The 25,514-nt window shown below is 40.2% G+C and carries 20 protein-coding genes; 9 read left to right on the top strand and 11 right to left on the bottom strand.

The window, feature by feature from the left end; genetic code table 11:
- Window positions 1–10: 10 nt before the first annotated feature.
- Window positions 11–571 carry a single-stranded DNA-binding protein gene (locus HWQ44_RS09850; RefSeq protein WP_292718024.1) on the top strand — a complete coding sequence of 187 codons (561 nt, stop codon included), beginning with the start codon at window positions 11–13 and terminating at the stop codon, window positions 569–571.
- Window positions 572–731: 160 nt separating this feature from the next.
- Complete coding sequence (locus tag HWQ44_RS09845; protein WP_292718023.1) at window positions 732–1,289, top strand: formylglycine-generating enzyme family protein; 558 nt, start codon at window positions 732–734, stop codon at window positions 1,287–1,289.
- A 10-nt stretch (window positions 1,290–1,299) separates the two neighbouring features.
- On the opposite strand, the gene HWQ44_RS09840 is transcribed toward HWQ44_RS09845, so the two are convergent.
- The 3 genes from HWQ44_RS09840 to HWQ44_RS09830 all read right to left on the bottom strand — a co-directional run bounded on the left by HWQ44_RS09840 (window position 1,300) and on the right by HWQ44_RS09830 (window position 6,476).
- Window positions 1,300–4,650 carry an AAA domain-containing protein gene (locus tag HWQ44_RS09840; protein WP_292718021.1) on the bottom strand — a complete coding sequence of 1,117 codons (3,351 nt, stop codon included), beginning with the start codon at window positions 4,648–4,650 and terminating at the stop codon, window positions 1,300–1,302.
- 147 nt (window positions 4,651–4,797) lie between these two features.
- Window positions 4,798–5,769: a caspase family protein gene (locus HWQ44_RS09835; RefSeq protein ID WP_292718019.1), complete on the bottom strand. Its 972-nt coding sequence runs from the start codon at window positions 5,767–5,769 to the stop codon at window positions 4,798–4,800.
- Between the two features lie 50 nt (window positions 5,770–5,819).
- The gene (locus HWQ44_RS09830) at window positions 5,820–6,476 is read right to left on the bottom strand and encodes a nuclease-related domain-containing protein (protein ID WP_292718017.1); all 657 of its coding nucleotides are present in this window, start codon (window positions 6,474–6,476) and stop codon (window positions 5,820–5,822) included.
- 231 nt (window positions 6,477–6,707) lie between these two features.
- Between HWQ44_RS09830 and HWQ44_RS09825 the strand changes: the two genes are divergently transcribed.
- Window positions 6,708–8,573 (top strand): ABC transporter ATP-binding protein, encoded by a 1,866-nt coding sequence (locus HWQ44_RS09825; protein WP_292718016.1) that lies wholly within the window; start codon window positions 6,708–6,710, stop codon window positions 8,571–8,573.
- 146 nt (window positions 8,574–8,719) lie between these two features.
- On the opposite strand, the gene ureG is transcribed toward HWQ44_RS09825, so the two are convergent.
- From ureG to HWQ44_RS09785, 8 genes are all read right to left on the bottom strand, one after another.
- Window positions 8,720–9,316 (bottom strand): urease accessory protein UreG, encoded by a 597-nt coding sequence (gene ureG, locus HWQ44_RS09820; RefSeq protein WP_292718014.1) that lies wholly within the window; start codon window positions 9,314–9,316, stop codon window positions 8,720–8,722.
- A 100-nt stretch (window positions 9,317–9,416) separates the two neighbouring features.
- The gene (locus tag HWQ44_RS09815; protein ID WP_292718013.1) at window positions 9,417–10,109 is read right to left on the bottom strand and encodes an urease accessory protein UreF; all 693 of its coding nucleotides are present in this window, start codon (window positions 10,107–10,109) and stop codon (window positions 9,417–9,419) included.
- The gene (gene ureE / locus HWQ44_RS09810) at window positions 10,084–10,530 is read right to left on the bottom strand and encodes an urease accessory protein UreE (protein WP_292718011.1); all 447 of its coding nucleotides are present in this window, start codon (window positions 10,528–10,530) and stop codon (window positions 10,084–10,086) included. The genes HWQ44_RS09815 and ureE overlap by 26 nt, the downstream gene beginning before the upstream one ends.
- Before the next feature lie 135 nt (window positions 10,531–10,665).
- Window positions 10,666–12,822 carry a patatin-like phospholipase family protein gene (locus HWQ44_RS09805; RefSeq protein WP_292718009.1) on the bottom strand — a complete coding sequence of 719 codons (2,157 nt, stop codon included), beginning with the start codon at window positions 12,820–12,822 and terminating at the stop codon, window positions 10,666–10,668.
- Window positions 12,823–12,946: 124 nt separating this feature from the next.
- Entirely contained in the window at window positions 12,947–13,324 is a 378-nt protein-coding gene (locus HWQ44_RS09800) for a DUF1304 domain-containing protein (protein WP_292718007.1), read from the bottom strand.
- Between the two features lie 129 nt (window positions 13,325–13,453).
- Window positions 13,454–13,951 (bottom strand): hypothetical protein, encoded by a 498-nt coding sequence (locus tag HWQ44_RS09795; protein ID WP_292718005.1) that lies wholly within the window; start codon window positions 13,949–13,951, stop codon window positions 13,454–13,456.
- 27 nt (window positions 13,952–13,978) lie between these two features.
- Window positions 13,979–14,272, bottom strand: a complete 294-nt coding sequence (locus tag HWQ44_RS09790; protein WP_292718003.1) for a hypothetical protein — start codon at window positions 14,270–14,272, stop codon at window positions 13,979–13,981.
- Between the two features lie 258 nt (window positions 14,273–14,530).
- The gene (locus HWQ44_RS09785; RefSeq protein ID WP_292718001.1) at window positions 14,531–15,271 is read right to left on the bottom strand and encodes a D-Ala-D-Ala carboxypeptidase family metallohydrolase; all 741 of its coding nucleotides are present in this window, start codon (window positions 15,269–15,271) and stop codon (window positions 14,531–14,533) included.
- A gap of 233 nt (window positions 15,272–15,504) precedes the next feature.
- On the opposite strand from HWQ44_RS09785, the gene HWQ44_RS09780 reads away from it, so the two are divergent.
- The 6 genes from HWQ44_RS09780 to HWQ44_RS09755 all read left to right on the top strand — a co-directional run bounded on the left by HWQ44_RS09780 (window position 15,505) and on the right by HWQ44_RS09755 (window position 25,441).
- Window positions 15,505–19,035 carry an NB-ARC domain-containing protein gene (locus HWQ44_RS09780; RefSeq protein ID WP_292717999.1) on the top strand — a complete coding sequence of 1,177 codons (3,531 nt, stop codon included), beginning with the start codon at window positions 15,505–15,507 and terminating at the stop codon, window positions 19,033–19,035.
- A 649-nt stretch (window positions 19,036–19,684) separates the two neighbouring features.
- A complete protein-coding gene (locus HWQ44_RS09775; protein WP_292717997.1) occupies window positions 19,685–20,929 on the top strand; it encodes a serine/threonine-protein kinase in 1,245 nt (414 codons plus the stop codon).
- A 170-nt stretch (window positions 20,930–21,099) separates the two neighbouring features.
- Window positions 21,100–22,182 carry a substrate-binding domain-containing protein gene (locus HWQ44_RS09770; RefSeq protein WP_292717995.1) on the top strand — a complete coding sequence of 361 codons (1,083 nt, stop codon included), beginning with the start codon at window positions 21,100–21,102 and terminating at the stop codon, window positions 22,180–22,182.
- A gap of 318 nt (window positions 22,183–22,500) precedes the next feature.
- On the top strand, window positions 22,501–23,511 hold the full coding sequence (gene trpS, locus HWQ44_RS09765; protein ID WP_292717993.1) for a tryptophan--tRNA ligase: 1,011 nt from the start codon (window positions 22,501–22,503) through the stop codon (window positions 23,509–23,511).
- Window positions 23,512–23,568: 57 nt separating this feature from the next.
- Entirely contained in the window at window positions 23,569–24,498 is a 930-nt protein-coding gene (locus HWQ44_RS09760; RefSeq protein ID WP_292717991.1) for a methylenetetrahydrofolate reductase, read from the top strand.
- A gap of 127 nt (window positions 24,499–24,625) precedes the next feature.
- The gene (locus HWQ44_RS09755) at window positions 24,626–25,441 is read left to right on the top strand and encodes an Rpn family recombination-promoting nuclease/putative transposase (RefSeq protein ID WP_292717989.1); all 816 of its coding nucleotides are present in this window, start codon (window positions 24,626–24,628) and stop codon (window positions 25,439–25,441) included.
- Window positions 25,442–25,514 lie beyond the last annotated feature (73 nt).

Raw genomic sequence — 25,514 nt, 5'->3', positions numbered from 1 at the left:
AGTTATTTTAATGAACAGCTGCGTTTTGATGGCGGAAATTATTAACGAGCCGCAACTCCGCTATACAGCGGATAATTTGGGAGTGACGGAAATGCTGGTGCAGTTTCCCAATTCCCAGAAACCAGAAGATCCGCCAGCCACCCTGAAAGTTGTTGGCTGGGGGAATTTAGCAACAGAAATTCAGCAAAACTACCACCAAGGCGATCGCGTCATCTTGGTAGGACGTTTAACTATGAATACTGTTGATCGTCAAGAAGGTTTTAAAGAAAAACGTGCTGAATTGACAGTGCAACAAATTCAATCTGTTGGAGGTAGTTTTGATACCGATCCATTGCCCTCAGCAACCGTAACCCCATCATTCACTGAAACTGCTCCACGACAACCAGCAGCATCTCGTCCTCCACAGAAAGATGTTCCCACTTACGAGTTAGCACGTCCAGCGACAAATCCTGTTGGCGTTACTACTCAAGCGCCAAGTTACGAACCCGTACCCCAACCCACAAATTATGAACGAACCACTTATCCAGCAGTGAAAGCGGAAGAACCAGATCCAGATGATATTCCCTTTTAAATTTGGTAGTTGAGCGTGTATTCAATTTGCTAACTAACATTAGGATTAGACAATTTCTACAAATAGCCATCTTTTAGGATGTGCTATTTTTTTGTCTGCGATCGCTTAGTTTAGCTATCGAGTGAGTTAGAGATAGAAAAAGTTACACTATTTTTAATAAATGTTTATAACACTTGAACGCTGTCTTAAAGTGGAACCATCTTGTTTTAAGGGAGATAACTTACCTGTAGAAAGAGTTTCTTGGCATGATGCACAAGAGTTTTGTGAGCGACTTTCACGACAAACAAGAAGAAAATATCGTTTACCTAGCGAAGCTGAATGGGAATACGCTTGTCGCGCTCAAACATCAACTCCATTTCATTTTGGCAAAATAATTACGCCTAATTTAGCCAATTATTGTGGACATAACGAAAATATTCATACTTTTTATTACCAGCAGACAATAGAGGTTGGTAGTTTTCCAGCTAATGCTTTTGGATTATGCGATATGCACGGGCTAGTTTGGGAGTGGTGTGCTGATTACGAACACGAAGACTATCAAGGCGCACCTTTAGATGGGAGTGTATGGTTAAATGATGGCAATGAAGAATATCGAATTTTGCGTGGTGGTTCTTGGGATTCTTCTCCAAATTGCTGTCGTTCTGCATCTCGCTTTTCTGAAATGGCAAGCGTTACTGATAGTAGATTTGGCTTTCGGGTTGTTTGCACTTTGATGTAATTTTTTTTTATTATGATGTAATTAGTCGAGAAATACTTGCTTTTACATCCTCAATAGATGATAATTCAGAAAGTTTTATGCTTGTTTCTTGGCGAATTTGAGGCTTAATATTCAGTGATGCTCTACTACATTGCTTTCTGTAAGGATGAGACAGCCAATTCCAACTTCCTATGACAGCAAGTTTCGTGTCACAAATTAAAATTCTTGCATTTGTTCCCCTACTTTCTATATGTATTCCTTCACCTAAACGACTGAATCGTGAACCTGAATACCGTGAGAATAAATCTCTCAAATTCTTCTCAAGAACAGCATCATTATAATCATTTTCTTCGCTGCCTTTATTTCCGTAAATTACAGTTACTTTTACCCCTCTTTCTAATGCTGAAACAACATCATTAACAAAGCGTTTTGATTCATTTCCTCGAATCCAAGGCGTGACAATGATCAATTCTTCTTCAACTTGCTCAATAGCTTCTCGAAAAATTTGTAAATGCTCACAATTATAGATTAGAATATTTCCAGGTTCAGCTTTGGGAATTTCAGCCTCAGATTTGTATTCTAAAACAACCCCATGCTCCCGAATATGTTCAACTAGCTGACGCGTCAAATTTCCTTTTTCTAGTTTGTAAAGATTGCCAACCAAAATAAATAGTTCTTTTGCTCTCGATACAGCCACATTAAGAAGATTTGGTCGTTTGTTAATCCAGTAAACATTATCTTGAGGTCGGCATACTTTTGTAGACAGGATAATTACTCTCTTCTCAGAACCTTGAAAAGTGTGAATTGTTCCAACAGATTTTGAGTCTAGTTTAGGGAATTTATTTTTTAATCGTTCTTTTAATACAGCAGCATGAACGTTAAAGGGTGAAATAACGCCTATGTCTTCTAATGAGTAACCTTGCTTAACCAAATGTTGAATTATCTCACATACAGCAGTAACTTCTTCCTCATTTGCATTATTGTGGATATTACCTTCAACGTCGTAAGCAATTAAGTGTGAATCTAATAAAGAATTTACTGGTTCTGTTTTTATTTCTAAATCATAGTTAGTAATAGCGTTGCAATATTGAATAATACTAGGCTGACAACGATAATGCTCCTTCAAAAAAATTCCGTGGCCTTGATCATTATCTTCTCCACTTGCTCCGGCGGCACGATGATAGGTAGTAGCGCTATACTCCTCTTCTGGACTGTAACGATGGTAATCGATTTCAGTTAATCCTCTGCCAAGAAACGCTGTTTGGCGGTAATTATCGCGTCTCTGCTGACTTAGATTGATAATAGGTTCAATTTGTAGAGGATCACCAACAATAATAGCTTTGCGCGATCGCACCAATAACGGAAAAGTTTTATGCTGGTCAATCATTCCGGCTTCGTCTACAATTGTGCGGTCAACACATTCCTCAACCCACGGGAGCATATTTCGCACCGAGGGTAACGTGGTAGTGATGACAGGAAAAATTAAACTCAGATATTTAATATGTTCATCTAAGTTTTCTGCCATTCTATCTTTATCTTTCCTATATCCTGAGAGAACACTTGAATATAGTTCTAAAGTCTGTTTTCCTCTGTCTTTACTGTATAGTGCTTGCTGAATAAGAAACTGCCACGATAACTTAAATAGCTCTTGGTGCTTGTCATGAAAATTTTGATGAAACGAAGTATAAAAATCTTCTAGTGGAGTTGCCAAGCTAACTTCTAATATCTGGAATTCCTTAAAAGCATCATCATTTTGTTGCTTTGTCTTGTCTCTATCGTTATACTTTTTTTCTAATATTTGTTGTATATTTTTTAACTCATCTGCCTTATCTATTCTTTCTCTAACTAATCGCGCTTGTTGAATTAAATCAGCACGAGTGCTAGGTGGTTCTATAGGAAAACTAGTTCCAGATGTTTGTGCTATTGCTGATTGGCAAACTGAATTGACATCACGTAAAATACGTTCTTCTGTTTTACCAGTCAGCCAACGCCATAGACGAACCCACCAAGTTAATTTTCCTTCAGATAGCAGTGATTCAGCTTTATTAAAGTACTTCTCTATTGTCCGATAAGCTTGGATTGGTAGTTGATTATACTCTGATAAAGCTCTTGCTCCTCTTTGAAAAGGGGTTATGGCAGCTAAAATTTCATCTAAATGCTTTTGCAGTGTTTGAATTTTCTCGGAAAGATGTTGGTGTAGTTTTTCATCTAAATCTCGTTGATGACGTAGTTCTAAATATTTAGACTCTTCTGCTAATATTTCAACTTTAATTGCTTTAATACTCTGTTTTAATGAATTATATAGTTTTTCATCAAAGCTATTCTTTTGTAAAAATTCAATAGCTTGCCGCAGTTGTTGGATGGCTCCGCTAGATGATTGAATATTACCTTTATTCCCTCCTTTTAGATAAAATAATTCATTTTTTAAAAATTTATCTAGCTTTTCAATAACATTATCAACTGCTTTGTTATTCGTGCTACTAACTACTGTCAGGTTATTGATGTTCTTGCCAGTTTCAATTAAGCTGAGTGCGCGGTTGACTACCTGTTGAGCAATAACATGAAGAATAAGAGTAGTTTTCCCCGAACCAGGAGGCCCTTGTACAACTGTTATAGGTTCACTTTGAGCGTGTTTTAGTGCTGTTGATTGTGAATTAGTCGGTGCATGAGTTGGGAAAGCTCCCATGTAAATAACTTCGTCTTTTGCAGAGTTAGGCACACCGAACAAATATTCAGAAGCTGGATGTCTTTTTGACCAATTTTTCGAGCCTAATTTAATATCTTTCAAGTCTTGCCGGAGATTACCAGTAAATCTGCCGCCTGTAAACTCAAACAAATAGGGCTGACGTTGAATTGGGTCACGAGAGCGACGAGGTATAATAATTCGCTCCATCCAATCCTGATAGCTATTAAATGTTAGCCCAAAAGTTGTTTCAAGAAACCGTCGTAGCCCATCTTTAGTAATCAATTTTTCACACTGTTCATCATCTAATTTAAGGAATGTGGCTAAGTTGTCTCCAGCTTCTATGAGTGTCAAGCTATCTAAGTTCCATCCTTGCTCTTGATACTCTCCCTTGAGAATGGATGTAAGATCCAAGCTAAACAGAGGACAAAGATAAGATTTCCCTTCTTCTACATCTAAAACTTGTGGAAAAGATAAAACCCAGGCTGCTTCTTGTTGAAATTTTTGCCTTTGGTTAACTTTTTTTTGTAGTTCTGAAAAAGTGGCTGCCTCAATTAATACATGGTCGCGTACTAGCTTTACACCACGCTGTTTGACTTTATCGCTGTTGGCTTCAATCCTGGCATTACTATAATCATCCAATGCAATGTAATCGAACCACGCATTGAGAATTTTATCTACCTTGCTGCCTGCGTTCAAAAGTACCTCCAGGTTGTGATGCTAGTTTAAGTTTTCTATGTATTATTACTAGTCTAATCAGATAGCAGTAGCTCTGCAATCTTTTCAAAAATATCCTTAAATTCATTTGGGGTAGTCATCAGTTATCCCTCTATTGTTTTGCAGAAGTTATTTATTGTAAGTATCACCAATATGGATATCACTAGCTTCATTAATATTCGTGATAAACTTTCCATACTGGTTTATCGTCTCGGCAATTTTATTAATCTTTTGTGTAGCTTGAGGCTTGACTTCATCCCATCCCTTATCAGATAAACCTTTACCACCCCGAAGTTTGGCAATTACAAAATCTCCTGCATCCATATCAAAATGCGGAATTTGTTCTGCTTTGTACAACTGACGCGCACTATCAGGTACAGTTTTACCCAAATAATTCATTAAATTAGAAACCCGAACTTCTGTATCACCGGGCTGATTACCAGCACCATGCAAAGCTTCAAGAAAATGATAAGTATAGATGCTGCTTGATTCATCTTTTATCCAAGATTGTTGCTCACCTTCAGAGGAAGTAAAAACTACTCTGCCTTTGCCTTGTTTCAAATCATCAATTAAGCCTTTAGATGGAGCAACTCGAATAAAATCTTCAAATTCTTCTTGTAGCTCTAAATCAGCCTCTTTAGAAGTTGCCATTCCGGCTGCATGACAACTATCAATCACAACTAATAAACGTTCTGCTTTTATTTGTCTTAATGCATCTGCGAAAGTTTCGGCTGCAAGTGCGGAACTAGCAAGCTTAGTTGGCTTAATATCATGTTGTAGTAAATAATAATTTTGTGTATTTTTATCTATCCAGCCATGTCCTGAATAATAAACAAATACGGTTGCATAAGGGTCTGCGGCTGATTTTTCTTTTAACCAATTCAATCCATCTAGAATAGCGGCTTGATTTGCTTCTTGATTATTCAGCACCCGAATATGATCTTTATCATCGTTATAGGCACATAATTGCGGGTCAATTAAAGCAGCATAAATTGCTTGAGTATCTTTTACTGTTACTGGTAGCGAAAGCTTACTATATTTAGACTCCCCTACACCAATTAATAGTGCATAACCGTGAGTAAATTTATCGTTCACTTTCATTTAACTCCATGTACATAAGTGATATTTAAGTGATTTTACAGAGAATATAATTATTTATCTAAATGTAACAAAATATTAACTAAATCAGTGGCATTTACAATATAAACACCGCCAACTTCATTGCTAGGAATATCGACATTACCTTTTGTAAAACAAAGCAGTGCAGTCACCCACCGCGCACTTTTTAAGTATTTTACTTCTGTTGCTTGACCTTTAACTTTGCCTATCAAATCACCTTCGTTAAAATCAAAGGTATTTCTGCCGTAGCGTTTACGCAGACGACCACTTTCATAAACTTTAGTACCGCTATGGGATTTAACATCGACTACGTACCAGTTACCTTGAGGAGAATGCAGCACAACATCTGCATCACCCCATCTCCTAATTCGGAGGTTGTATTCTAATTGCCATCCTCGATGTTCCAAAGGGCGCAATAATATAGCTACTTCAGTTTCGGCTGTAGCACCACGTTGAGCATCACCCGCTCTTTTCATTAAGTATTGCCCATTACGAAACAGGTAGTATGAGCCTACCAATGCCCCCAGTGAGAGCAACATCCCCACAAAAGAAGTACTGAAGATACTGAATAACAGTATCGTCCCCATCAGAACAAGCACTGCAAAAGCATAACTCAGCATTGCAGACTGGCGACGCTCCTTAACCAATTTACGAATTTGCTCTCCTGGCTGTTTTGTTCGTGATGACAATTTTCTTTGGTTAATGCTGTTATATAAAGATTGATACTCTGAAAAGAGAGGATACCATGAACCGATCGCAATTTGCAGAGATCGCAAGCAGTTCTACATCGCAAATGCGTGTATATTGTGGAAGTATGCGAGAAACTGCCAAAAAGTGTAAAAACCAAATTTACTCACATATACATCGAAACTATTGTTAAAATCCAAATAATTTTAAGTTAATATTCATACCCAACTCCTATGAGAGAAACTGTCCTAGAGGTTCGCAATCTCCAAGTTGAATTTCCCGGTGATGGCAACATTAACAGAGCTTTGGATGGTATTTCCTTTGGACTGCATCGAGGTGAAACTCTAGGAATAGTAGGAGAATCGGGGAGTGGTAAATCGGTGACAGCACTAGCTGTGATGGGCTTGTTGCAAACTCCCGGTATAGTTACTGGCGGTGAAATCTGGTTTCGTCCGCAGGAGAATGCCAACCCCATCGATTTGGTAAAATTGCCTCCTGAGCAAATGCAGCTACACCGGGGTGGCGACATCGCCATGATTTTTCAAGAACCGATGAGTTCGCTCAATCCAGTTTATAACATTGGGTTTCAGCTAACAGAAGCGATTGTACGACATCAAAATGTGTCAGCAGCCCAAGCACGACAAATTGCGATCGCAGGTCTACAAGAGGTTAAACTTCTACCTAGCGATGAAGAGATCCAACAGCAGTATACCGAAACTTCATCGAAACTAGAACCATCAAAGTTGTCACAGTTGGTTAAAGAACATAAAGAAGCCATGTTGGAACGCTACCCTCATGAACTTTCTGGGGGTCAGTTGCAACGGGTGATGATTGCAATGGCAATTTCTTGTAACCCATTAATCTTAATTGCTGATGAACCAACCACAGCCTTGGATGTGACGGTGCAAGCCACAATTTTGGACTTGTTGCGAGAATTACAGCAAAGCCGTGATATGGCAATGATTTTCATCACCCACGACTTGGGGCTAATTTCGGAAATTGCTGACGAAGTAGCGGTGATGTATAAAGGCAAAGTTGTCGAATCTGGTACTTCTCGGCAAATTTTTAGCAGTCCCCAGCATCCATATACTAAAGGTTTGATAGCTTGTCGTCCTACACTAAACCGCCGTCCCCAAAAATTACTCACTGTTTCTGACTACATGAGTGCAGAAGAGACAGCAACGGGACAAGTAGTAATTCAGGCGAAAGAACCCGCACAACCCATAGAAGTTACCACTGAAGAGATTGCTGCAAGATTGGCAAACTTCAATGACTTGGAACCCCTGCTGCAAATCCGTAACCTGAAAGTTGGTTTTCCAGTGCGCGGGGTGTTTGGTGGTACAAAACGCTACAACATGGCAGTTAATGGCGTTTCTTTTGATGTTAAACCAGGGGAAACACTAGGTTTGGTGGGAGAATCTGGTTGCGGCAAAACCACCCTTGGCAGAACCTTGCTGCGATTAATTGAGCCGATCAGTGGTCAGATTATCTTTGAGAAACAAGATATTACCAGCCTCAAAGGAGAACCGTTGCAAAAACTGCGGCGGGAAATGCAAATAGTTTTCCAAAACCCTTTTAGTTCGCTCGATCCCCGGATGAAGGTTGGAGATGCAGTGATGGAACCATTGTTAATTCACGCCGTTGGGAAGACCAAACAACAACGACGCCAGCGAGTAGTCGAACTCTTAGAACGGGTGGGGTTGAGTGCAGATGCGATTAACCGCTATCCTCATCAGTTTTCAGGCGGTCAACGCCAACGGATTTGCATAGCCCGTTCTTTGGCGTTAAATCCTAAGTTTATCATCTGCGATGAATCAGTTTCAGCCTTAGATGTTTCCGTACAGGCGCAGGTATTAAATCTCCTCAAAGAATTACAGTCAGACTTTCAGCTTACTTATATTTTTATTTCTCACGATTTAAGTGTAGTGAAATTTATGAGCGATCGCATTTTAGTCATGAATCGCGGTCAAATTGTTGAAGAAGGCACAGCCGAAAGCATTTACCTGGAACCAAAAGAAGAATACACACAAAAATTAATTGCTGCAATTCCTACGGGGAGTGCTGAACGGGTGCGAAGTCGGCATCTGAGAGCTTTATAGTTAAAAGGGCGGTTAGAAACCGCGTCTACACGAGACTTTACCCACCTCCGTGGGTTTCAAACACTCAATTTGTCTTTAGTCCGCGCAGGCGAACTTGGTTTGTATAGCCGTGAATTATATTCGCCCCAGCTCTAAATTCTCATTTTTCAACAGATATTTATGCAAACAAAGTTAATTACATCTGCAAGTCCAGACTGAGTTTTCAAATTAGTAAAAATAAAAGGTTTATTGCCGCGCATTTTTTTAGCATCTCGTTCCATTACATTTAAATCTGCACCAACATAAGGCGCAAGGTCAGTTTTATTAATCACCAATAAATCAGACTTAGTAATGCCAGGGCCACCCTTGCGGGGAATTTTATCGCCAGCCGCAACATCGATGACGTAAATTGTTAAATCCACCAATTCGGGACTAAAGGTAGCAGCCAAATTATCGCCGCCACTTTCCAAAAAGACTAAATTCAAATCGAGAAAACGTTCCTCTAACTGTTCAATTGCTGCCAAATTCATCGAAGCATCTTCGCGGATAGCAGTGTGAGGACAACCACCAGTTTCTACACCCAAAATGCGATCGCTTGCCAACGCCTGAGAACGCACTAAAAACTGAGCATCTTCTTGAGTATAAATATCATTTGTCACCACCGCAATCTGATACTGCTCACGTAACCCCTTACACAAAGCATCAACTAAAGCCGTCTTCCCCGAACCCACTGGCCCAGCAACTCCCACTCGAAATGCATTCATTGTTATTTGTCCTATGTCATTTGTCAGTTGTCATTTATCCTTGGTACATGGTTATTAGTCCTTAGTTTTTAACCAATGACTAATGACTAATGACCAATGACTAACTCCTGAACAACCTTGTATACTGCGTTTCATGCTGCATACTCGCTAGCGACAAACCCCAACTACAACAGGCGAGTTGATCGTCCTCCAACGCGAGAATTTCCGATGCCGCAGTACTGAGTAATGGTTGCAAATCTAGCAATAACTGCTGTCCTGCTGTTTGTCCAAGGGGGATAAGTTTCACGCCAGCAGTAATCAAATTACTTGCCCAACTGTGCAGATATGCGAGTAATGCGGCTTTGATACTGATTTGCCAATGGGCAACGGCAATGCCAAAAGCGATCGCATAATTGCAAGGATTACCTACAACATTGGCAATAGGTAGAATCTGCGGTTCTAGTTTACCAAGTAATTGGATCAGCGATCGCCCCATCTGCCAACTAGAGGCGCGTAACTCTTCTGTTTCCCTAGCAGCGGATAACCATAGATTCCAACGGCATAGAGACTCAACATCACCTATTTTTACAGCTTGCTGCGATCGTACCATCACCGCCGCCTCTAAGCGAATTGCCCCACAGAGCAACTCCGCTTTTAACCAAAGTTTGAGATGTACGGCGTTGGTGATAATACCATTTTCTACGAGCGTTTCCAAGCCTTCAGAATAACTATATGCTCCCACAGGCAAAGTGGGGCTAGCCAGCTGCAAAATACTCAAAAGATGGCTATCAGTGAGCATGATGGTGTTGTCCATAAGCCCCCAATTCTGGCTGAAACGGTAAAATTTCCTCTTTAACTTCTAGCCCCAGTTGTTCCAACATCGGGCGTAAAACCGAGTCTGAGGACAAGCGTAAATAAGTCGGAGTAATTTCTACAGGTACATGGCGATTTCCCAAATGGTATGCCGCCCGTAATAATAAAAGTGATGTTTGGGCAAAGGCAGTCAGCACTAGTTCTGGTTTGGCAGTAATTCTGATTAAATTACTATGGGTTTCTTCTTGCAGAATATCGCCATCGTGTAAGACAGTTCCTCTGGGTAAATGTAAAAACACAACTTTACCATCTTCAGTTTCAAAGCGATGACGACTGCGGGTGCGTTCTTCTGCTGTCAGCGCCAGAGTAAAAGTAACTGCGGCATCGCAATTAGGTGGTTTAAGTTGGGTAAATGTCAGCATACAGAGTTTCGCTTGAACTTCTGCTTTTCATTATGATTCTAATTAGCACTTTCCTATTCCCTATTACCTGTAACCTTTTGAGTGATGCTCGTACCCCTGCTTTTAAAGCTTGCTATCCAGAGGAGAAGCAAGTGGTTAATTACGGTCTGTGGAATCAGGCATACTCCAGGTTTTGTGCCACAGTTGTTTAATTTTTTGAATGTTCTTTCCTGTTGTTATTGCCGCCCAACCATCTTGAATAGCTTGCTTCTCTCTATCAGTTAACTTCCAGGATAAAGGCAGACGATACCGACCATCTTTATAAAATTCAGATACTGCAAATTCTGGAGGTATTTCAGATTCCGAGGGGAAGAAAATGGGAAAGTATTGGATATCTACCTTGTTCTCCCATTTTTTGGCCAGCAAATCTGCTTCCTTGGCATTTCGAGATGCTAAAACCGGATCGCGTACCTTGAACATTGCCAGTAATGGCCCTATAGTCGCCATAAACCAGCCTCCATTACCTTGCACGTTTTCGGTTGAAGCAGATTTAGGAAAAGGATTAATTTGCAATATGAGAACTCGTTTTACATTTAAACTATTTTCTGTTTTTGACCATTCATTAAGCTGTTCATCCAGCCATTCGGCTGCCGTTACAAAGCCAGAGTTATCAAAGTAACCCCCATCAGCAACGTGATAATTCTGATTTGGGATATTTACACTGCTGCGACAGATAGGAGAGACATAGGGAAAAGTTGCAGATAGTCTTGCAGCCGTTACAACATTCATATCATAGGCTTCATAAAGAGTATTGAAGTCTGTAAACTTTTTCTCAGGAGCCTTGCTAAATGTTACTGGAGTAATCAGAAAGCGCCAGCCATTTTCGACTAAAGTGGCATTGAATACAGGGATAGGAATTTCGCCATCAAAAATCTGTTTCCGCCAGGTTCCAAAGGTTTTTATATTTTTCGGTTCCTTCATTTCACCTTGCCAGTCTGTCTCAACTGCCGTACCACGATCAAACTTTGGGTTAACAAGGAATGGAAATCCGATAAATCGCCATAAATCCAAATAAACTAGACCCCAACCAACAGCATCTAAACTATCTCTAGTAGCAGCATAAAAACTATTAGTTTTGTCATATTTTTCCTGTTCGCTCTCTTCTAAAAAACCATCTTTATTAAAGCGATCTAGATAGTACATCGTCCCGACTGAACCGCCTGATACAGCACTAATCAAGCCAATTGCTTTGGTAAATGACTCTCCTAATAATTCCTGGAGACCACTTAAGACTTGCACTGTCCATCCTGCTGCTTGAATTCCACCACCACTAGCACAAATAATCACTAAAGTTCGTTCTCCCTTTTGATGTTGGAGACGCTTTTCTAGTACTTCTGGAAAATTAGTTGAATCACTATCACCTCTCTTTTTGTCTTCACTATCCTTAAACTTATTGACTGGAAAAAAGTGATTAACATCAAATGCAACATAGCTGAGAGCGGAGAAAACAATAAATATAATTAGTACAGGAATACGAAAGTAGTCAAAATAGAATGTTGCACCTCCATAGACAAGTGTCACCATCGATGTGATTAGTAGCACATATAAAAGTGCAGGTGCTTCAGGTCGATTTGTTTCTGATTTTGGATTAAAAAGCAAACCAACCGTAACGTAGATAACTACTCCAATTATAAAATAAGCAATTGCCGTTAGATGTCCTGCACTCAATTCACCAGTCTGAGGATTAATATAGCCAGATGTATTATGTTTGCTTACGAAAGCAACAATATCAGTAAGTATCTTTTTTAAGAAAGCATTTGAGCTTAACCACTGTCTGATAAAACTAACAAAAAATAGTAGCCCAATACTCAATATCGCACCTACAAATGCTCCCCATTGTCTTTCGTTATTGTTCAGTTTCTCTTTGGACAGATCAAAGGCGATAATGCAAATATATAAACTTAAGGCAATAGCTATTCCATATTGCCAAAATTCAGAAATTTCTATTGTTGATGGTACACCAAAGCGAGCTGCTGCGTTATCCAGAATGATGGCTGCAACTGAAATTACTGATGTTCCTGCTCCAATTGCGCTCACAATTACAACTGCCAGTTGCCACCTAGTGCGGAGTACAAATAAATTTTTCAACATGGCTGGCAGCCAATCCTTGGCAAGTTTAGGGAGAAGCAGAAGGAATAAACCCATCAAAATAGGCAGGCGCAAGAAGAAAAGATATTTCCAGACAGCATCAGAACGTGGTAGCCATGTTGCTATAACTGCTAGCACTGGCAAAAGCCAAATAAATTTTTTCATGTTGAAACCTCAATTTATTGTTTTTTTGTCACTAGATTCTAAACTTGATGATGAAATAAGTTCACCATTTTTACCCGATTTTTATTGTTATAACTGGTGATTTTTTTGCTGCATGATTCATATTTCAACCTTTCCGCAATCCTAAAAGTACTAAAGCCAATATTGCCGGTACTGATTGAATTAAAAATGCTGTTGGACGTTTCAAGGTAATGCTGCCAAAAATGCCTGCGATCGCTACACAAACTAAAAAGAAAATCATAATCCATGAAGGACTAACTTGGGGAAACTGTGAGATAAATAATCCAAAAATTAAGCCGACAGCAATAAATCCGTTGTATAACCCTTGATTCTGAGCAAGTATTGCAGAAATTTGCTCTGGAGTGAAATCTCCGACTATTCTTTTTTGCACAAACTCTGTATTCCATAAAAACATCTGCACAACTAGAAAAAGGATATGTATGAATGCAATAATGCCTATGAGTATCTTGACAACTATTTCCACAATTACCACCCTCCCATCATTTAATTTTCTTTGGTATTGAAAGTCTTGCACTTCAGACTTCTCTTAGTTTTGATATTTGAAGTATTGCTTAACTAGATAATTTGAGAATCTATTTTCAAAAGAGTTTAATTAATGAAAAGACGCATTTTTCTCGTCTAATTTATAAATGTAAGCTGTCTTTGTGCCGGACTCTAAATCCACCCAAAAAATTAGTATCTCTTGCAATATATGAAATATATCATAAGCCTTTTGAGCCAATTTTCTGCTATAAGCTTCGTTTTCATCTCCATATTTGAAGCTGAACTCGACTGCTATTGGCTTCTCTGGATCATGATTGTTGTCATACCAAATAATCAAAGCACACTTAGAATCTAGCCGGGGTTGATTTCTGATCTGAAATTTCGCTCCTTTAATTACTATCTCACGGATAGTAACTCCTATAGTTTTTATCTCATCCTCTGCTTTTAAAAGACTCACTTTATCTACTAAATCTGGATATAATTGTGTAGCATCTTGTATTTTATTCAGTTTCTTTTCCGTAAAAATTGTTTGCGTATCCGAGAAGCTATATAATATCTCAAAGGGAGTTTTAATATCTTCCTCAAATTTTGCTTCTCCTCTATTCATATTGCGATCTTGAGAAATATACCGATCTCAATGGCGAAATTTTAGAGTAACTTCCCTCTGATGATTATTAACATCGACCCTCTCACGAAAAATGTAATTATTCTTGTATAAGATATATTCTCTAGTATCATAAAATCTGATAAATCGCTGGTCTGCAATTTCGTCTAAATTACCATTTACTTCACTCGTTATATTATTAATAGCTTGTGAAAAGGCATGCCAAAATTGGTTGGCATTTTTTAGCAATTCTTGCTCATTACCAATAAACAAGTTATTTTTTAGCAGAACTTTATATTCTCTATAAACAACTTTTTTGCTCATTATTCCTCCAATTTATAAATCAGTTGCGAAAATCTCTATTTCTTATCTCTCCGTGTTCTCTGCGTCTGAAATAATTTGATTAAAATTTAATTAAATTGGCTTGTAGTAAGTAACTAAAATTCTAATCTAACGACTTTATCTTCTATCCTGACCTTGAAAATAATGGGTGTTTTCCAAATAACTTCTGGGTTATTAGTGGGCATTATGATAGTTACAGACATGGCAAAACTCCTTTACTATTTACTCGGATACTGAGGTTTAAAGTTGAACATTAGTATAGATTGTTCCTCCACCACTAGAAGTGGCTCTAAGAACCTCCTTGCGATTTCTTGGATCAGCACTAAGATGAATCCACCTCGGATTGTCTAAACTGCCAAATTCCAAAATAATTTGGTCGAACTCACGATTGTCATTCACCCATTTAGCAAGTTGTTTTGTTCCTACATTTACTGGAACGACATCAGCTGCAAAGCCTTGACGATGGGCACTTTTTCTAGCGCCTCCTACTGCTCTGTTAAGTTCTGCTGAACGAAAACCAGAGTTAATTTTTAATGGCCCCAAGGCATCCCGTGCAGGTTGTAAGATTTGCTGACACAGTATTTTTAAGTTTTGGATTTCTCCTGGTGTTGGTGTATTATCAGCTCTCACTAAATCGGCAGTTGGAGATATGACAAATTCCCAAAGTTTAAAATTGGTACTCAAGTTCATGTCCAAATTAACTTTTGTTAGTCCATCTAAAAACAACCAACTATCGTCACTAGAAACTAACTTATTATTAGCATCAAATCCCTTGGCAACAACCCGCCGAGTGCCACCACTGTTAAAATCATAAGAGAGTGACCATTTGCCATTATTCGCTGAAGTTTTACCTAATAGCCAACGATCATCAGCCCATAATTCTACTTGAACAATATTCGTGCTTGCAGTACCTTCAAAAAGGATTGCATCTTCCAGTTCTAACTCTGCATCTTTTTGAGGTTTATCGATTGTAATTCCCATTTCATACCTCCTCTTAATTTCAATAAAGTATTAATCGTAATATCACTGTGGTTTAATTACAAACAGACGTTAGCAACTTTTGCTTTGCCTTAACTTAATCAAAACTGAAACCCGATCGCTCTGTCGGTGAGAAAAAGTATGTTTTTAATATAAAGAATTGTAAAGATTGCCATAATCTTTCCAGCAAGAACAGAAAGGTTAAATACTAAACGATACGTGGATCTTGTTGAGCCATGACCGGAGAAGAGGCACTCAAAATAGTCGATGCTGTTTTACGCTCTACTATGTTGGAACAAGGACTAAATGATGTTCAAACTGTAGTCTTTCTCGAAAGTTGGAGCGGACGTACCTATAGTGAAATTACGGAGAAAATAGGTTATGATTATGACTATATTAAACAGATAGGTTCGCAATTGTGGCGATCGCTTTCCCAAGTAATTGGCGAAGAAGTCTCTAAAAAAAATATCCAAACTATTCTGCATCGCTATCAGCAATCCCAAAGCAGTACCCAAGATTGGGGAGAAGCCATCGATGTTTCCCGATTTTACGGTCGCCAAGCAGAACTGCAAACTTTAGCAACATGGATTGGCAAGGATAATTGTCGTTTCGTCGGGATTTTTGGACTCGGTGGGATTGGCAAAACTACTCTCTCGGTGAAACTTGCAGGGCAAATTCAGTCCCAGTTTGAATATGTGATTTGGCGTAGTTTACAGCAAGCACTGCCACTAAATACTTTACTAAGCGAGATTTTGCCGATTTTAATGGGTTCAGAGGCAACAATCGAGAGTTCAATTAGTATTTTAATGAAACAATTGCAGCAAAAGCGTTGTTTGTTAGTTTTTGATAACGTCGAGTCAATTTTACAAAGTGGTAACCGGGGAGGACAGTACCAACAAGGATTTGAAGCATATCAACAGCTATTTGAGCGGATCTGCGATGAACTCCATCAAAGTTGTCTGATTGTCACCGGACGAGAAAAACCGGGCGGAATTGCGGTGCGATCGGGAGAAAATTTACCGGTGCGATCGCTCTGTTTATCTGGACTCTCAACAATAGAAGGTCAGCAAATACTGATTGCCAAAGGGTTAGATACAGCACCTCAACATCAAGCCCTGGTTAATTACTTTGGTGGTAATCCACTCGCCCTCAAAATTGCCGCAACCGCTATTCAAGATATATTTTGTGGTGATACACAAGCATTCTTGGCACAAGGTAATACCCTTTTTAGCGATTTATGGGACTTACTGAAGCAACAGTTCGAGCGTTTATCGCCTCTGCAACAGCAGATTATGTACTGGCTAGCGATTAACCGAGAAGGGGTAACGCCAGCAAAGTTACAAACCGCAATATTGCCCCAAGTATCTTGGCGAGAACTCTTGGAAGCCTTGGAGTCACTTCAGGGACGCTCTCTCATGGAAATAAGAGCAATAGGGTTAACGCAACAACCCGTAATCATGGAATATGTTACAGAACAATTTATCCAGACTATTGAGTGGGAACTTACTACAGGCGAACTCAACTTATTCAGAACTCATGCCTTAATTCAAGCCCAAACTCAAGACTACCTGCGCGAAGCACAAATTCAATTTATTCTGCACACCTTAGTGGAGCGACTTTTAACCCACTTCGACACCCAAGCCCAACTTGAGGAGCATCTTTGCCAAATTTTAGCCCAATTGCGATACCAAACAGCAGTGCAAACAGGCTATGCAGGGGGCAATCTGCTGAATCTATTCTCTCACTTGCAAACCGACCTTAGTGGCTTTGACTTTTCTCATCTGGTTATTCGCCAAGCTTACTTAGCCAATGCTACATTGCACAACACTAATTTTACTGGCGTCAATATTAGCGAAACCGTCTTCGCCGAAACTTTTGGCGGTGTACTCAGTGTTGCTTTTAGTCCAGATGGAGAGTATTTAGCTACTGGTGATACCAAAGGTGAAATTCAAATTTGGGATAGTGCTACTGGCAAACAACTAATTTGTTGTCGGGGACACCAACATTGGACATGGGCTGTAACATTTAGTCCAGATGGACGGTATCTGGCCAGCGCTGCTGATGATTATCTAGTGAAGTTATGGGATGTGAAAACTGGGCAATGTCTGCACACATACAAAGGACATACATACTCAGTTAATGCTGTTGCTTTTAGTCCTGAAGGTAAAATCCTTGCGAGTTGTGGTCAAGATTTAACTATTCGTTTGTGGGAGGTTGCATCAGAAAAGCTTAACCGAGAAGTTCAGACTTTAGTTGGTCATCAAGGTCGAGTTTGGGCGATCGCTTTTCACCCTGATGGTCAAATTCTTGCCAGTTGTGGAGAAGATTATACAATTCGCCTGTGGGATATAACTACTGGCAGGAATCTTTGTGTTTGGCAAGCCCACGATCGCTGGGTGCGATCAATCGCTTTTAGTCCAGATGGTCAGTTACTTGCTAGCAGTAGCTACGACAACACCATCAATCTTTGGGATGTTAAAACTCAGAAATGTCTTCAAACCTTACGCGGACATCGACAGACAGTAACAGCGATCGCATTTAGTCCCAAGGGTCAACAGTTGGCTAGCAGCAGTTTTGACCGCACAGTAAAATTATGGGATGTCGTCACCGGAAATTGCCTGAAAACCTTTCTTGGTCATACTAGCCGAGTTTGGACGGTTGCTTATCATCCCAACGAGCAACAATTGGTCAGTGGTGGTGATGACCACGCTACCAAACTATGGAATATTCAAATAGGACGCTGCACGAAAACATTCAAAGGACATACCAATAGTGTATTATCCGTGGCTTTGAGTCCAGATGGCGACTATCTGGCAAGTGGACACGAAGACCAAACAATTAAGCTATGGGACATCAAAAACGGTACTCTAATGCAAACATTACGAGATCATACCAACCGCGTATGGTCGGTGGCGTTTCAACCTCATAGCCAGTATCCTTTACTCGCCAGTGCTAGTGCAGACCATAGCATCAAATTATGGGACTGCAAGTTAGGAACCTGTTTACAAACTTTGCAGGGTCATACTAGTTGGGTTTGGACAGTCGTTTTTAGTCCAGATGGCAGACAATTAGCCAGTAGCAGCTATGACCAAACTGTGAAACTTTGGGATATTAAGACAGGTGAATGCTTGAAAACTCTCAAAGGACATACTAGTTCAGTTGTTTCAGTAGTCTTTAGTCCAGATGGTCAACTGCTGGCAAGTAGCGAGTTTGATGGGATGATTAAGCTGTGGGATGTTGACACTGGAGAATGCCGTCAAACTTTAACAGGACACACCAATAGCGTGTGGTCAGTTACCTTTAGCCCTAACGGACAGTGGTTACTAAGTACAAGTTTTGACCAAACCCTAAAATTGTGGTTAATATCCACAGGAGAATGTTTCCAAACTTTTACAGGACACGAAGGCCCTGTTATGGTGGCACAGTTTAGTCCAGACGCTGAGTTTATTGTTAGTGGTAGTTTAGATCGCAATCTGAAACTTTGGGATATCTCTACAGGAGAATGCTATGAAACTTTGGTGGGTCACTCAGAGCTTGTTTATAGTTTGCTGGTAGCTGCTGTCTCAATTGGAGATGCAACTTCTGCCAAACTGACTGCTTTCAGTGGTAGCTTAGACGAAACCCTCAAAGTCTGGGATTTGGAAACTGGTAAATGTGAGCAAACTTGGAGAGCGCCTCGCCCCTACGAAGGTATGAAGCTTGAAGAAATTCAAGGGTTAACAGAAGCTCAATTGGCAACTTTGCAGGCGTTAGGTGCTGCTTGTTAGTAGTCTGTCAAGCCAATTTTAATAAGTTATGGCAGGAGGCAGGAGTAAAAACATTACTATTCCTGATATTCCCGCTTTCAAAATGATAATTCCACTTGATCTGATATCAAGTCCGGTTAATAACTTATGATTACCGCATCCGTGCAAAAGTCAGGAAAACCTCTTTCTCCCTGCTCGCTGCCCCCTGCACCCCTGCGGTCTAAATGATAAGTCTTTACCCGAACATAATATGACAAGGCGATCGCGGTTAGCAATGACTAAAATCTGGTAACAAAATTGCGGCTCCCACTGGAAGTAATTTTGTACTTTTAAATTTCAGTACTCAAGATATCCTCAGTAATCATACTTAATAGTTAAAATAAGTAAACTTCCTGAATCCTGACATTATCAGTTATAAATACTGGGGACTAGTGTTAAATTTACTTAAGTGATAAGATGATTGAAATATTCCAAAAAGAAATTTTATATTAAGATGCCTATAAAGGTATTAAATAAACCGAATCAAGCGGCTAACCATCAAATTGATCCAAAGCATAGGTTTCCTGATAAGTTGACTGCCTCACTCAAATACCAGCAAAGCTAGCCGCAGGTATTCATAAGATCACCCAAGCTCTGAATGGTCAGTAAATTAAGAAGTAGTATACGCCATATGAGCCAGAACCCTCTAATCAGAAAAACACTCCGAAGTCGCTTTGAAACTGTCAAACTGATGGGAAGCGGAGGATCTGGTAATACTTATTTATTAGGAGGTGCTATAAGTAACAGATATCGATACTCTTTCGCCAGAAAAACACTTAGGAATCGCTTTGAGATTGTCAAACACTTAGGAAGTGGAGGATCTGGTGATACCTACTTAGCTGTAGACCTGGATTTACCAGGACAGCCCCATTGTGTCGTCAAACATTTCCACCCGAAAGATTCCAGTCCTGCTGTTCTACCCATTGCTAAAAAGCTATTCGATCGGGAAGCGGAAGTTTTATACCAGCTAGGTAATGACCACGATCAAATTCCGAGACTGTTTGCCCATTTTGATGAAGATGGAGATTTTTATTTAGTCCAGGAATTTATTGACGGTCATGCCTTGACTCAAGAAATTGTACCAGGTCAGTGTCTTAACGAGAACGCAGTCTTAAATTTATTAAAAGACATTCTGGAAGTACTAGCCTTCGTCCATCAACACAATATTATTCACCGAGATATTAAACCTCAAAATTTAATGCGGCGGTACTCCGATCAGAAGATTGTGCTAATTGACTTTGGGAGTATTAAGAAAATTGGTGCTTTGGGAGCAGGCTTAACAATAGCTGTTGGGACTCCTGGCTATATGCCAAGCGAACAGGCTAAGGGAAAGCCAAAACTTTGCAGCGATATCTATGCAGTAGGGATGATTGGCATTCAAGCTTTGACAGGTTTAATACCTGAGCAACTACCAGAAGATCCCAATACTGGAGAAGTTATCTGGCGCGATCAGGCACAGGTAAGTGACGCTCTGGCAAATATTTTAGATACAATGGTTCGCGATCGCTACAACCAGCGTTATCAGTCTGCCACAGAAGCTTTGCAAGCGCTTAATTCTGCTCTAGTATTGTCACAGTCCTCACAATCTTCTGGCATCAACCAAAACACTGATGATAGCTATTTGCTAACTTATAGAAACTTTATTTTACTGCTGGGTATAGGTCTTGGTGCTACCACTAGTTTGATAGTAATAGTTTTAATCTATACATTTATTAATACGGGGACATCAGTTCCTAACCAACCTACTCCACTAAAAAGTTTTCTCGAAAAATTTGTTGAATTACCGTTAACTAAAAGGAATAGCCTAGTAGCCAAATCAGCAGCTAACAGAGGAATTTGTCAAAGCAATTGTACCATTGAAAAAACTACCAAATAACAAATTTAATTTCACTACATTAGAAACAATTAATCATCTAGTAGCAATCATAAAACTGGCTATTAACTAGCTATTATAAATTCACTTTGAATATAAATATTTAAAGATTACTATCGGATAAATACTTAGAGATTCCTGTAAGATAAATACAATAAACAATATTTAAAGATATGGACAATACAAATCAAAGAAAAGCTTTAATTAACAGCGAAATAGCCCTCTTTCTCAGAGGTTTGATTATTGGGAAAGTGCTGACACTTATGGTTATAGGCGGATTACTTTGGTGGTTATTGAAGCCAAATATATCGTCCCGATACGGCGTTAACTCTTCCTCTAATCAAAATATCAACGCTCTCTCTAATAATGCTAATGCATCAAATTTTCAGACAGTTGCTGATGTCCCCCCTGCCTCATTCAACTACGGAGGTAGCACAGCTTGGGCATCTATTCGGCAATTGGTAGATTCTCAAATCCAGAGCGCTCGCCCAGAACTACAATTACGCTATGTAGACCCTGCTAATGGTAGCCCTGGTTCTAGCTCAGGCATTCGGATGTTGCTTGATGGGAAACTAGACTTTGCTCAGTCCTCCCGTCCCCTGACAGATGAAGAACAAGCTATGGCAAGAGAGCGAGGCTTCACCCTTAAGCAACGTCAGGTGGGTATGGATGGCATAGCAGTGGTAGTCAACCCATCACTCAAGGTGTCGGGTTTAACTGTTCAACAATTGCAGCAGATTTATTTGGGGCAAATCACTAACTGGAATCAAGTAGGTGGGCCAAACCTACCCATCACAGCTTTCTCTCAACGACCAGAGGACGCAGATACAGTAATATTCCCTAGCAACAGCGACTTGCAGGGGCAACCACTTGGCCCTAATGTGCAGTATGTTTACTCTACTACAGACGCAGTGCGCCAACTCAGTAAAACCCCTGGTGGTGTGTATTACGCTTCTGCCCGTTCAGTAGTCTTTCAATGTAGTGTGAAGGCTTTGCTATTGGGTCGCACTTCTGGTGAGCTAATTCCCCCCTATCGCGAACCGATGGTTTCGCCTGAGCAGTGTCCACGTCAGCGCAACCAACTAAATACTCAGGCAATCAAAAATGGCAGTTATCCCATGATTGCTAATTTGTTTGTGATTATTAAGCAGAATAAAGGTCAGGAACAGCAAATTGGGGATGCTTATGCCAAACTTTTATTAACTGACCAAGGGCAAAAGGCAATTGAGCAAGCTGGTTTCGTCGGGGTTCGCTAGTACAGCCCGGACTAAATTAACAAGACTTGGGGTTTAAACTTCTTCTTAAAGGTAGGCAAACTGACGCCACAGTAAACTACGCGCTTTTTGCCACACGTCATTCAGATCCCCGACTTCTTCAAGAAGTCGGGAATTTAGGGGAAGCGATCGCTTATGGTGGTCTATTTATATCAAACTAGTTCATAATCTCTAATCCCGTAACGGCGAGTTGACCTGGAAAATGTCAAAATTAAATGAGTTTTGCGTAGGCGCAAGCGACTTGTCGCCAGACATCGCCACTTTACATAACGCGGATTTGAGATAACTAAGTTGGAATTTATGGGCAAGCAACGTGTTCTTTCTGGAGTTCAACCAACCGGCAATTACCATCTAGGTAACTACTTGGGAGCCATTCGCAACTGGGTAGAAGGTCAGAGCGAATACGAAAATTACCTTTTTGTGGCTGATTTGCACGCGATTACAGTGCCACACGACCCAAAACAGTTGGCAGCTGATACCTACACTCTTGCTGCTCTCTATTTAGCTTGTGGTCTTGATTTAAATCACTCCACTATCTTTGTACAATCCCACGTTTCGGCCCACAGTGAACTCACCTGGTTGCTCAACTGCATTACACCTCTAAACTGGCTGCAAGATATGATCCAGTTTAAGGAAAAGGCTGTCAGGCAAGGAGAAAATGTGAGTGCAGGTTTATTAGATTATCCTGTGTTGATGGCAGCTGATATTTTGCTTTACCAAGCCGATAAAGTGCCAGTGGGTGAAGACCAAAAGCAACACTTGGAATTGACACGGGATATTGCGGCTCGGTTAAATCACCAATTTGGGAAACCGGATCAACCTGTTCTGAAGTTACCAGACCCTTTAATTCTTAAGGAAGGGGCAAGGGTGATGAGTTTGGCTGACGGTACACGCAAAATGTCAAAGTCCGATCCTTCCGAATTAAGCCGAATCAGTTTGCTAGATTCACCAGAACAGATTCAATACAAGATTAAGCGTTGTAAAACTGATCCGATTCGTGGGCTGACTTTCGACGATCCAGCGCGTCCAGAGTGTAATAATTTGTTAATGCTGTATACATTGCTTTCTGGAAAGAGAAAGGAAGATGTAGCAGTTGAGTGTCAGGATATGGGCTGGGGACAATTCAAGCCATTATTGACAGACACAATTATTGAGTCTCTAAAACCAATTCAAGAAAAATATCACTCGATAACGGCCGATAAAAGCTATTTGGAGTCTGTGTTGCGGGATGGAGGGGAAAAAGCTAGAGCGATCGCAAATCAAACTTTATCACAAGTCAAAGCTGCTTTAGGCTACTCTCTTCCTCTATAAGTTTTCACCTTTAGGTGTGATTTGTTATACCATTTAAGAAATTGAAACCTTAATGTTATGCGTCACACCCACAGCCCCACAGGCTTAAATGACTTTCGTAGAGCTGTACAAGCAGGTGAATTTCTAGTTACCGCCGAGGTAGCACCGCCGAAAGGGGGAGATCCAGCGCACATGATTCAAATGGCGGCGACTCTTAAGGGGAGGGTTCATGCTGTCAATGTTACTGATGGTAGCCGTGCTGTGTTAAGGATGTCTTCGTTAATGGCGTCGGTGATTTTGTCACAAAACGGCATAGAACCGATTTGTCAAATTGCTTGCCGCGATCGCAACCGCATCGGTTTACAAGCTGATTTGATGGGCGCTCATGCTTTAGGCATTCGTAATATTTTAGCTTTGACTGGCGACCCAGTAAAAGCAGGCGATCATCCAGATGCCAAAGCAGTTTTTGACTTGGAAGCTGTGCGACTACTGCAACTGATTCGGAAGATGAATCAAGGCGTTGATAGCAACGAGAAACCCTTGACTGATGGAGCATTAGATTTATTTGTTGGTGCAGCAGTAGATCCGCAATGTAAAAGTTGGTCGGGTTTGCAAAGTCGATTTGAACGCAAAATTGAAGCCGGAGCGCAGTTTTTTCAAAGTCAGTTGATTACTGATTTTGAGCGGCTAGAAAAGTTTATGGATTCCATCGCCGCTGGCTATAAAAAACCGATTTTGGCAGGAATATTTCTGTTGAAATCGGCAAAAAATGCTCAGTTTATTAATAGATGTGTTCCGGGTGTAGATATTCCCCAACATATTATTGATAGATTGGCAAAAGCCAAAGACCCTTTTGAGGAAGGGATAAAAATTGCTGCCGAGCAAGTGCAGATAGCGCGGCAATTATGTCAGGGTGTACACATGATGGCGGTGAAGCGCGAAGATGCGATCGCGCCAATTTTAGATTTGGCTGGGATTGCTCCAGTTAATCAGTTGGTATCTATGTAAATTAAAGAATGAATCTTTTATTAAAGCAGATGGTTATTCCCATCTGCTTTTTTTATAGTGATACAGATGCGGTTACACTATTTTTGATAGACTTTCAATATCTAGTTTTTGCTTTTATAAAATCCAGGTGCAAACTGACAAAATATTTTATAGCTTATTTCAAGCTTTCCCTAGCATATTTTTTGCAATAATTGGCGATCAGACTGTCAATGTCAACGCATATCAATTTGTTTCAGTGGAACTAAAAGAAACTGCTTTTAGGATTGATGGGGTATTCATCCCCACAAGTGAAACTACAAATCAACCACTCTACTTTGTTGAAGTCCAGTTTCAATTAGACTCGACTTTTTATAGACGCTTCTTTGCCGAAATTTTTCTTTACTTACGTCAAAATGAATCCGTCAATTTTTGGCGTGCTGTCGTTATCTATCCCCAACGAAGTTTAGATCCGGACGATCAACAGCCGTATCAGTTACTACTTAACAGCCAACAAGTGCAACGCATTTATCTAGATGAATTAGATACGGGGGAGAACTCACTTCAAGTTGCGATCGTTAAATTAATTATCGAAAGGGAAGAGACAGCCATTGACAAAGGTAGAGAATTGATTTTACAGGCAAGGCAACAACTGGCAAATGAAGCTACCACCAAGCAAATTGTAGAATTGATAGAGACTATTCTGTTGTACAAATTTACCAGGTTAAGCCGAGAGGAGTTAGCAGAAATGTTGGGTATAGACGACGAATTCAAAAAAACAAGGATGTATCAATCAATCAAGGAAGACGGTTTAGAGGAAGGTCGGCAAGAAGGTCGGCAAGAAGGTCGGCAAGAAGCTAAGTTAGAAGCTATTCCCCGGCTGTTAGCATTGGGATTGAGTGTGGAACAAGTAGCTGTGGCTCTTGATTTAACGGTGGCACAAGTACAGCAAGCAGCCCAGAATTAGTCTGGCTGATATTTAGACTCTACTTGCATCTAATTTAATCAGCAAGTGCGTAGGCTACGCCTATGCACTTAAA

The organism is Nostoc sp. JL34 (assembly GCF_017114945.1).
Classification (GTDB): domain Bacteria; phylum Cyanobacteriota; class Cyanobacteriia; order Cyanobacteriales; family Nostocaceae; genus Nostoc.
This window is presented reverse-complemented; position numbering and strand designations above follow the sequence as displayed.

Excerpts from the sequence above, each read along its gene's own strand:
- HWQ44_RS09785 (WP_292718001.1), bottom strand. The coding sequence starts at position 15,271 with ATGGGAATTACAATCGATAAACCTCAAAAAGATGCAGAGTTAGAACTG.
- HWQ44_RS09845 (WP_292718023.1), top strand. The coding sequence starts at position 732 with ATGTTTATAACACTTGAACGCTGTCTTAAAGTGGAACCATCTTGTTTT.
- HWQ44_RS09815 (WP_292718013.1), bottom strand. The coding sequence starts at position 10,109 with ATGGACAACACCATCATGCTCACTGATAGCCATCTTTTGAGTATTTTG.
- HWQ44_RS09760 (WP_292717991.1), top strand. The coding sequence starts at position 23,569 with ATGCGTCACACCCACAGCCCCACAGGCTTAAATGACTTTCGTAGAGCT.
- HWQ44_RS09850 (WP_292718024.1), top strand. The coding sequence starts at position 11 with ATGAACAGCTGCGTTTTGATGGCGGAAATTATTAACGAGCCGCAACTC.
- HWQ44_RS09770 (WP_292717995.1), top strand. The coding sequence starts at position 21,100 with ATGGACAATACAAATCAAAGAAAAGCTTTAATTAACAGCGAAATAGCC.
- HWQ44_RS09805 (WP_292718009.1), bottom strand. The coding sequence starts at position 12,822 with ATGAAAAAATTTATTTGGCTTTTGCCAGTGCTAGCAGTTATAGCAACA.
- ureG (WP_292718014.1), bottom strand. The coding sequence starts at position 9,316 with ATGAATGCATTTCGAGTGGGAGTTGCTGGGCCAGTGGGTTCGGGGAAG.
- trpS (WP_292717993.1), top strand. The coding sequence starts at position 22,501 with ATGGGCAAGCAACGTGTTCTTTCTGGAGTTCAACCAACCGGCAATTAC.
- HWQ44_RS09790 (WP_292718003.1), bottom strand. The coding sequence starts at position 14,272 with ATGAGCAAAAAAGTTGTTTATAGAGAATATAAAGTTCTGCTAAAAAAT.
- HWQ44_RS09775 (WP_292717997.1), top strand. The coding sequence starts at position 19,685 with ATGAGCCAGAACCCTCTAATCAGAAAAACACTCCGAAGTCGCTTTGAA.
- HWQ44_RS09825 (WP_292718016.1), top strand. The coding sequence starts at position 6,708 with ATGAGAGAAACTGTCCTAGAGGTTCGCAATCTCCAAGTTGAATTTCCC.
- HWQ44_RS09795 (WP_292718005.1), bottom strand. The coding sequence starts at position 13,951 with ATGAATAGAGGAGAAGCAAAATTTGAGGAAGATATTAAAACTCCCTTT.
- ureE (WP_292718011.1), bottom strand. The coding sequence starts at position 10,530 with ATGCTGACATTTACCCAACTTAAACCACCTAATTGCGATGCCGCAGTT.
- HWQ44_RS09835 (WP_292718019.1), bottom strand. The coding sequence starts at position 5,769 with ATGAAAGTGAACGATAAATTTACTCACGGTTATGCACTATTAATTGGT.
- HWQ44_RS09780 (WP_292717999.1), top strand. The coding sequence starts at position 15,505 with ATGACCGGAGAAGAGGCACTCAAAATAGTCGATGCTGTTTTACGCTCT.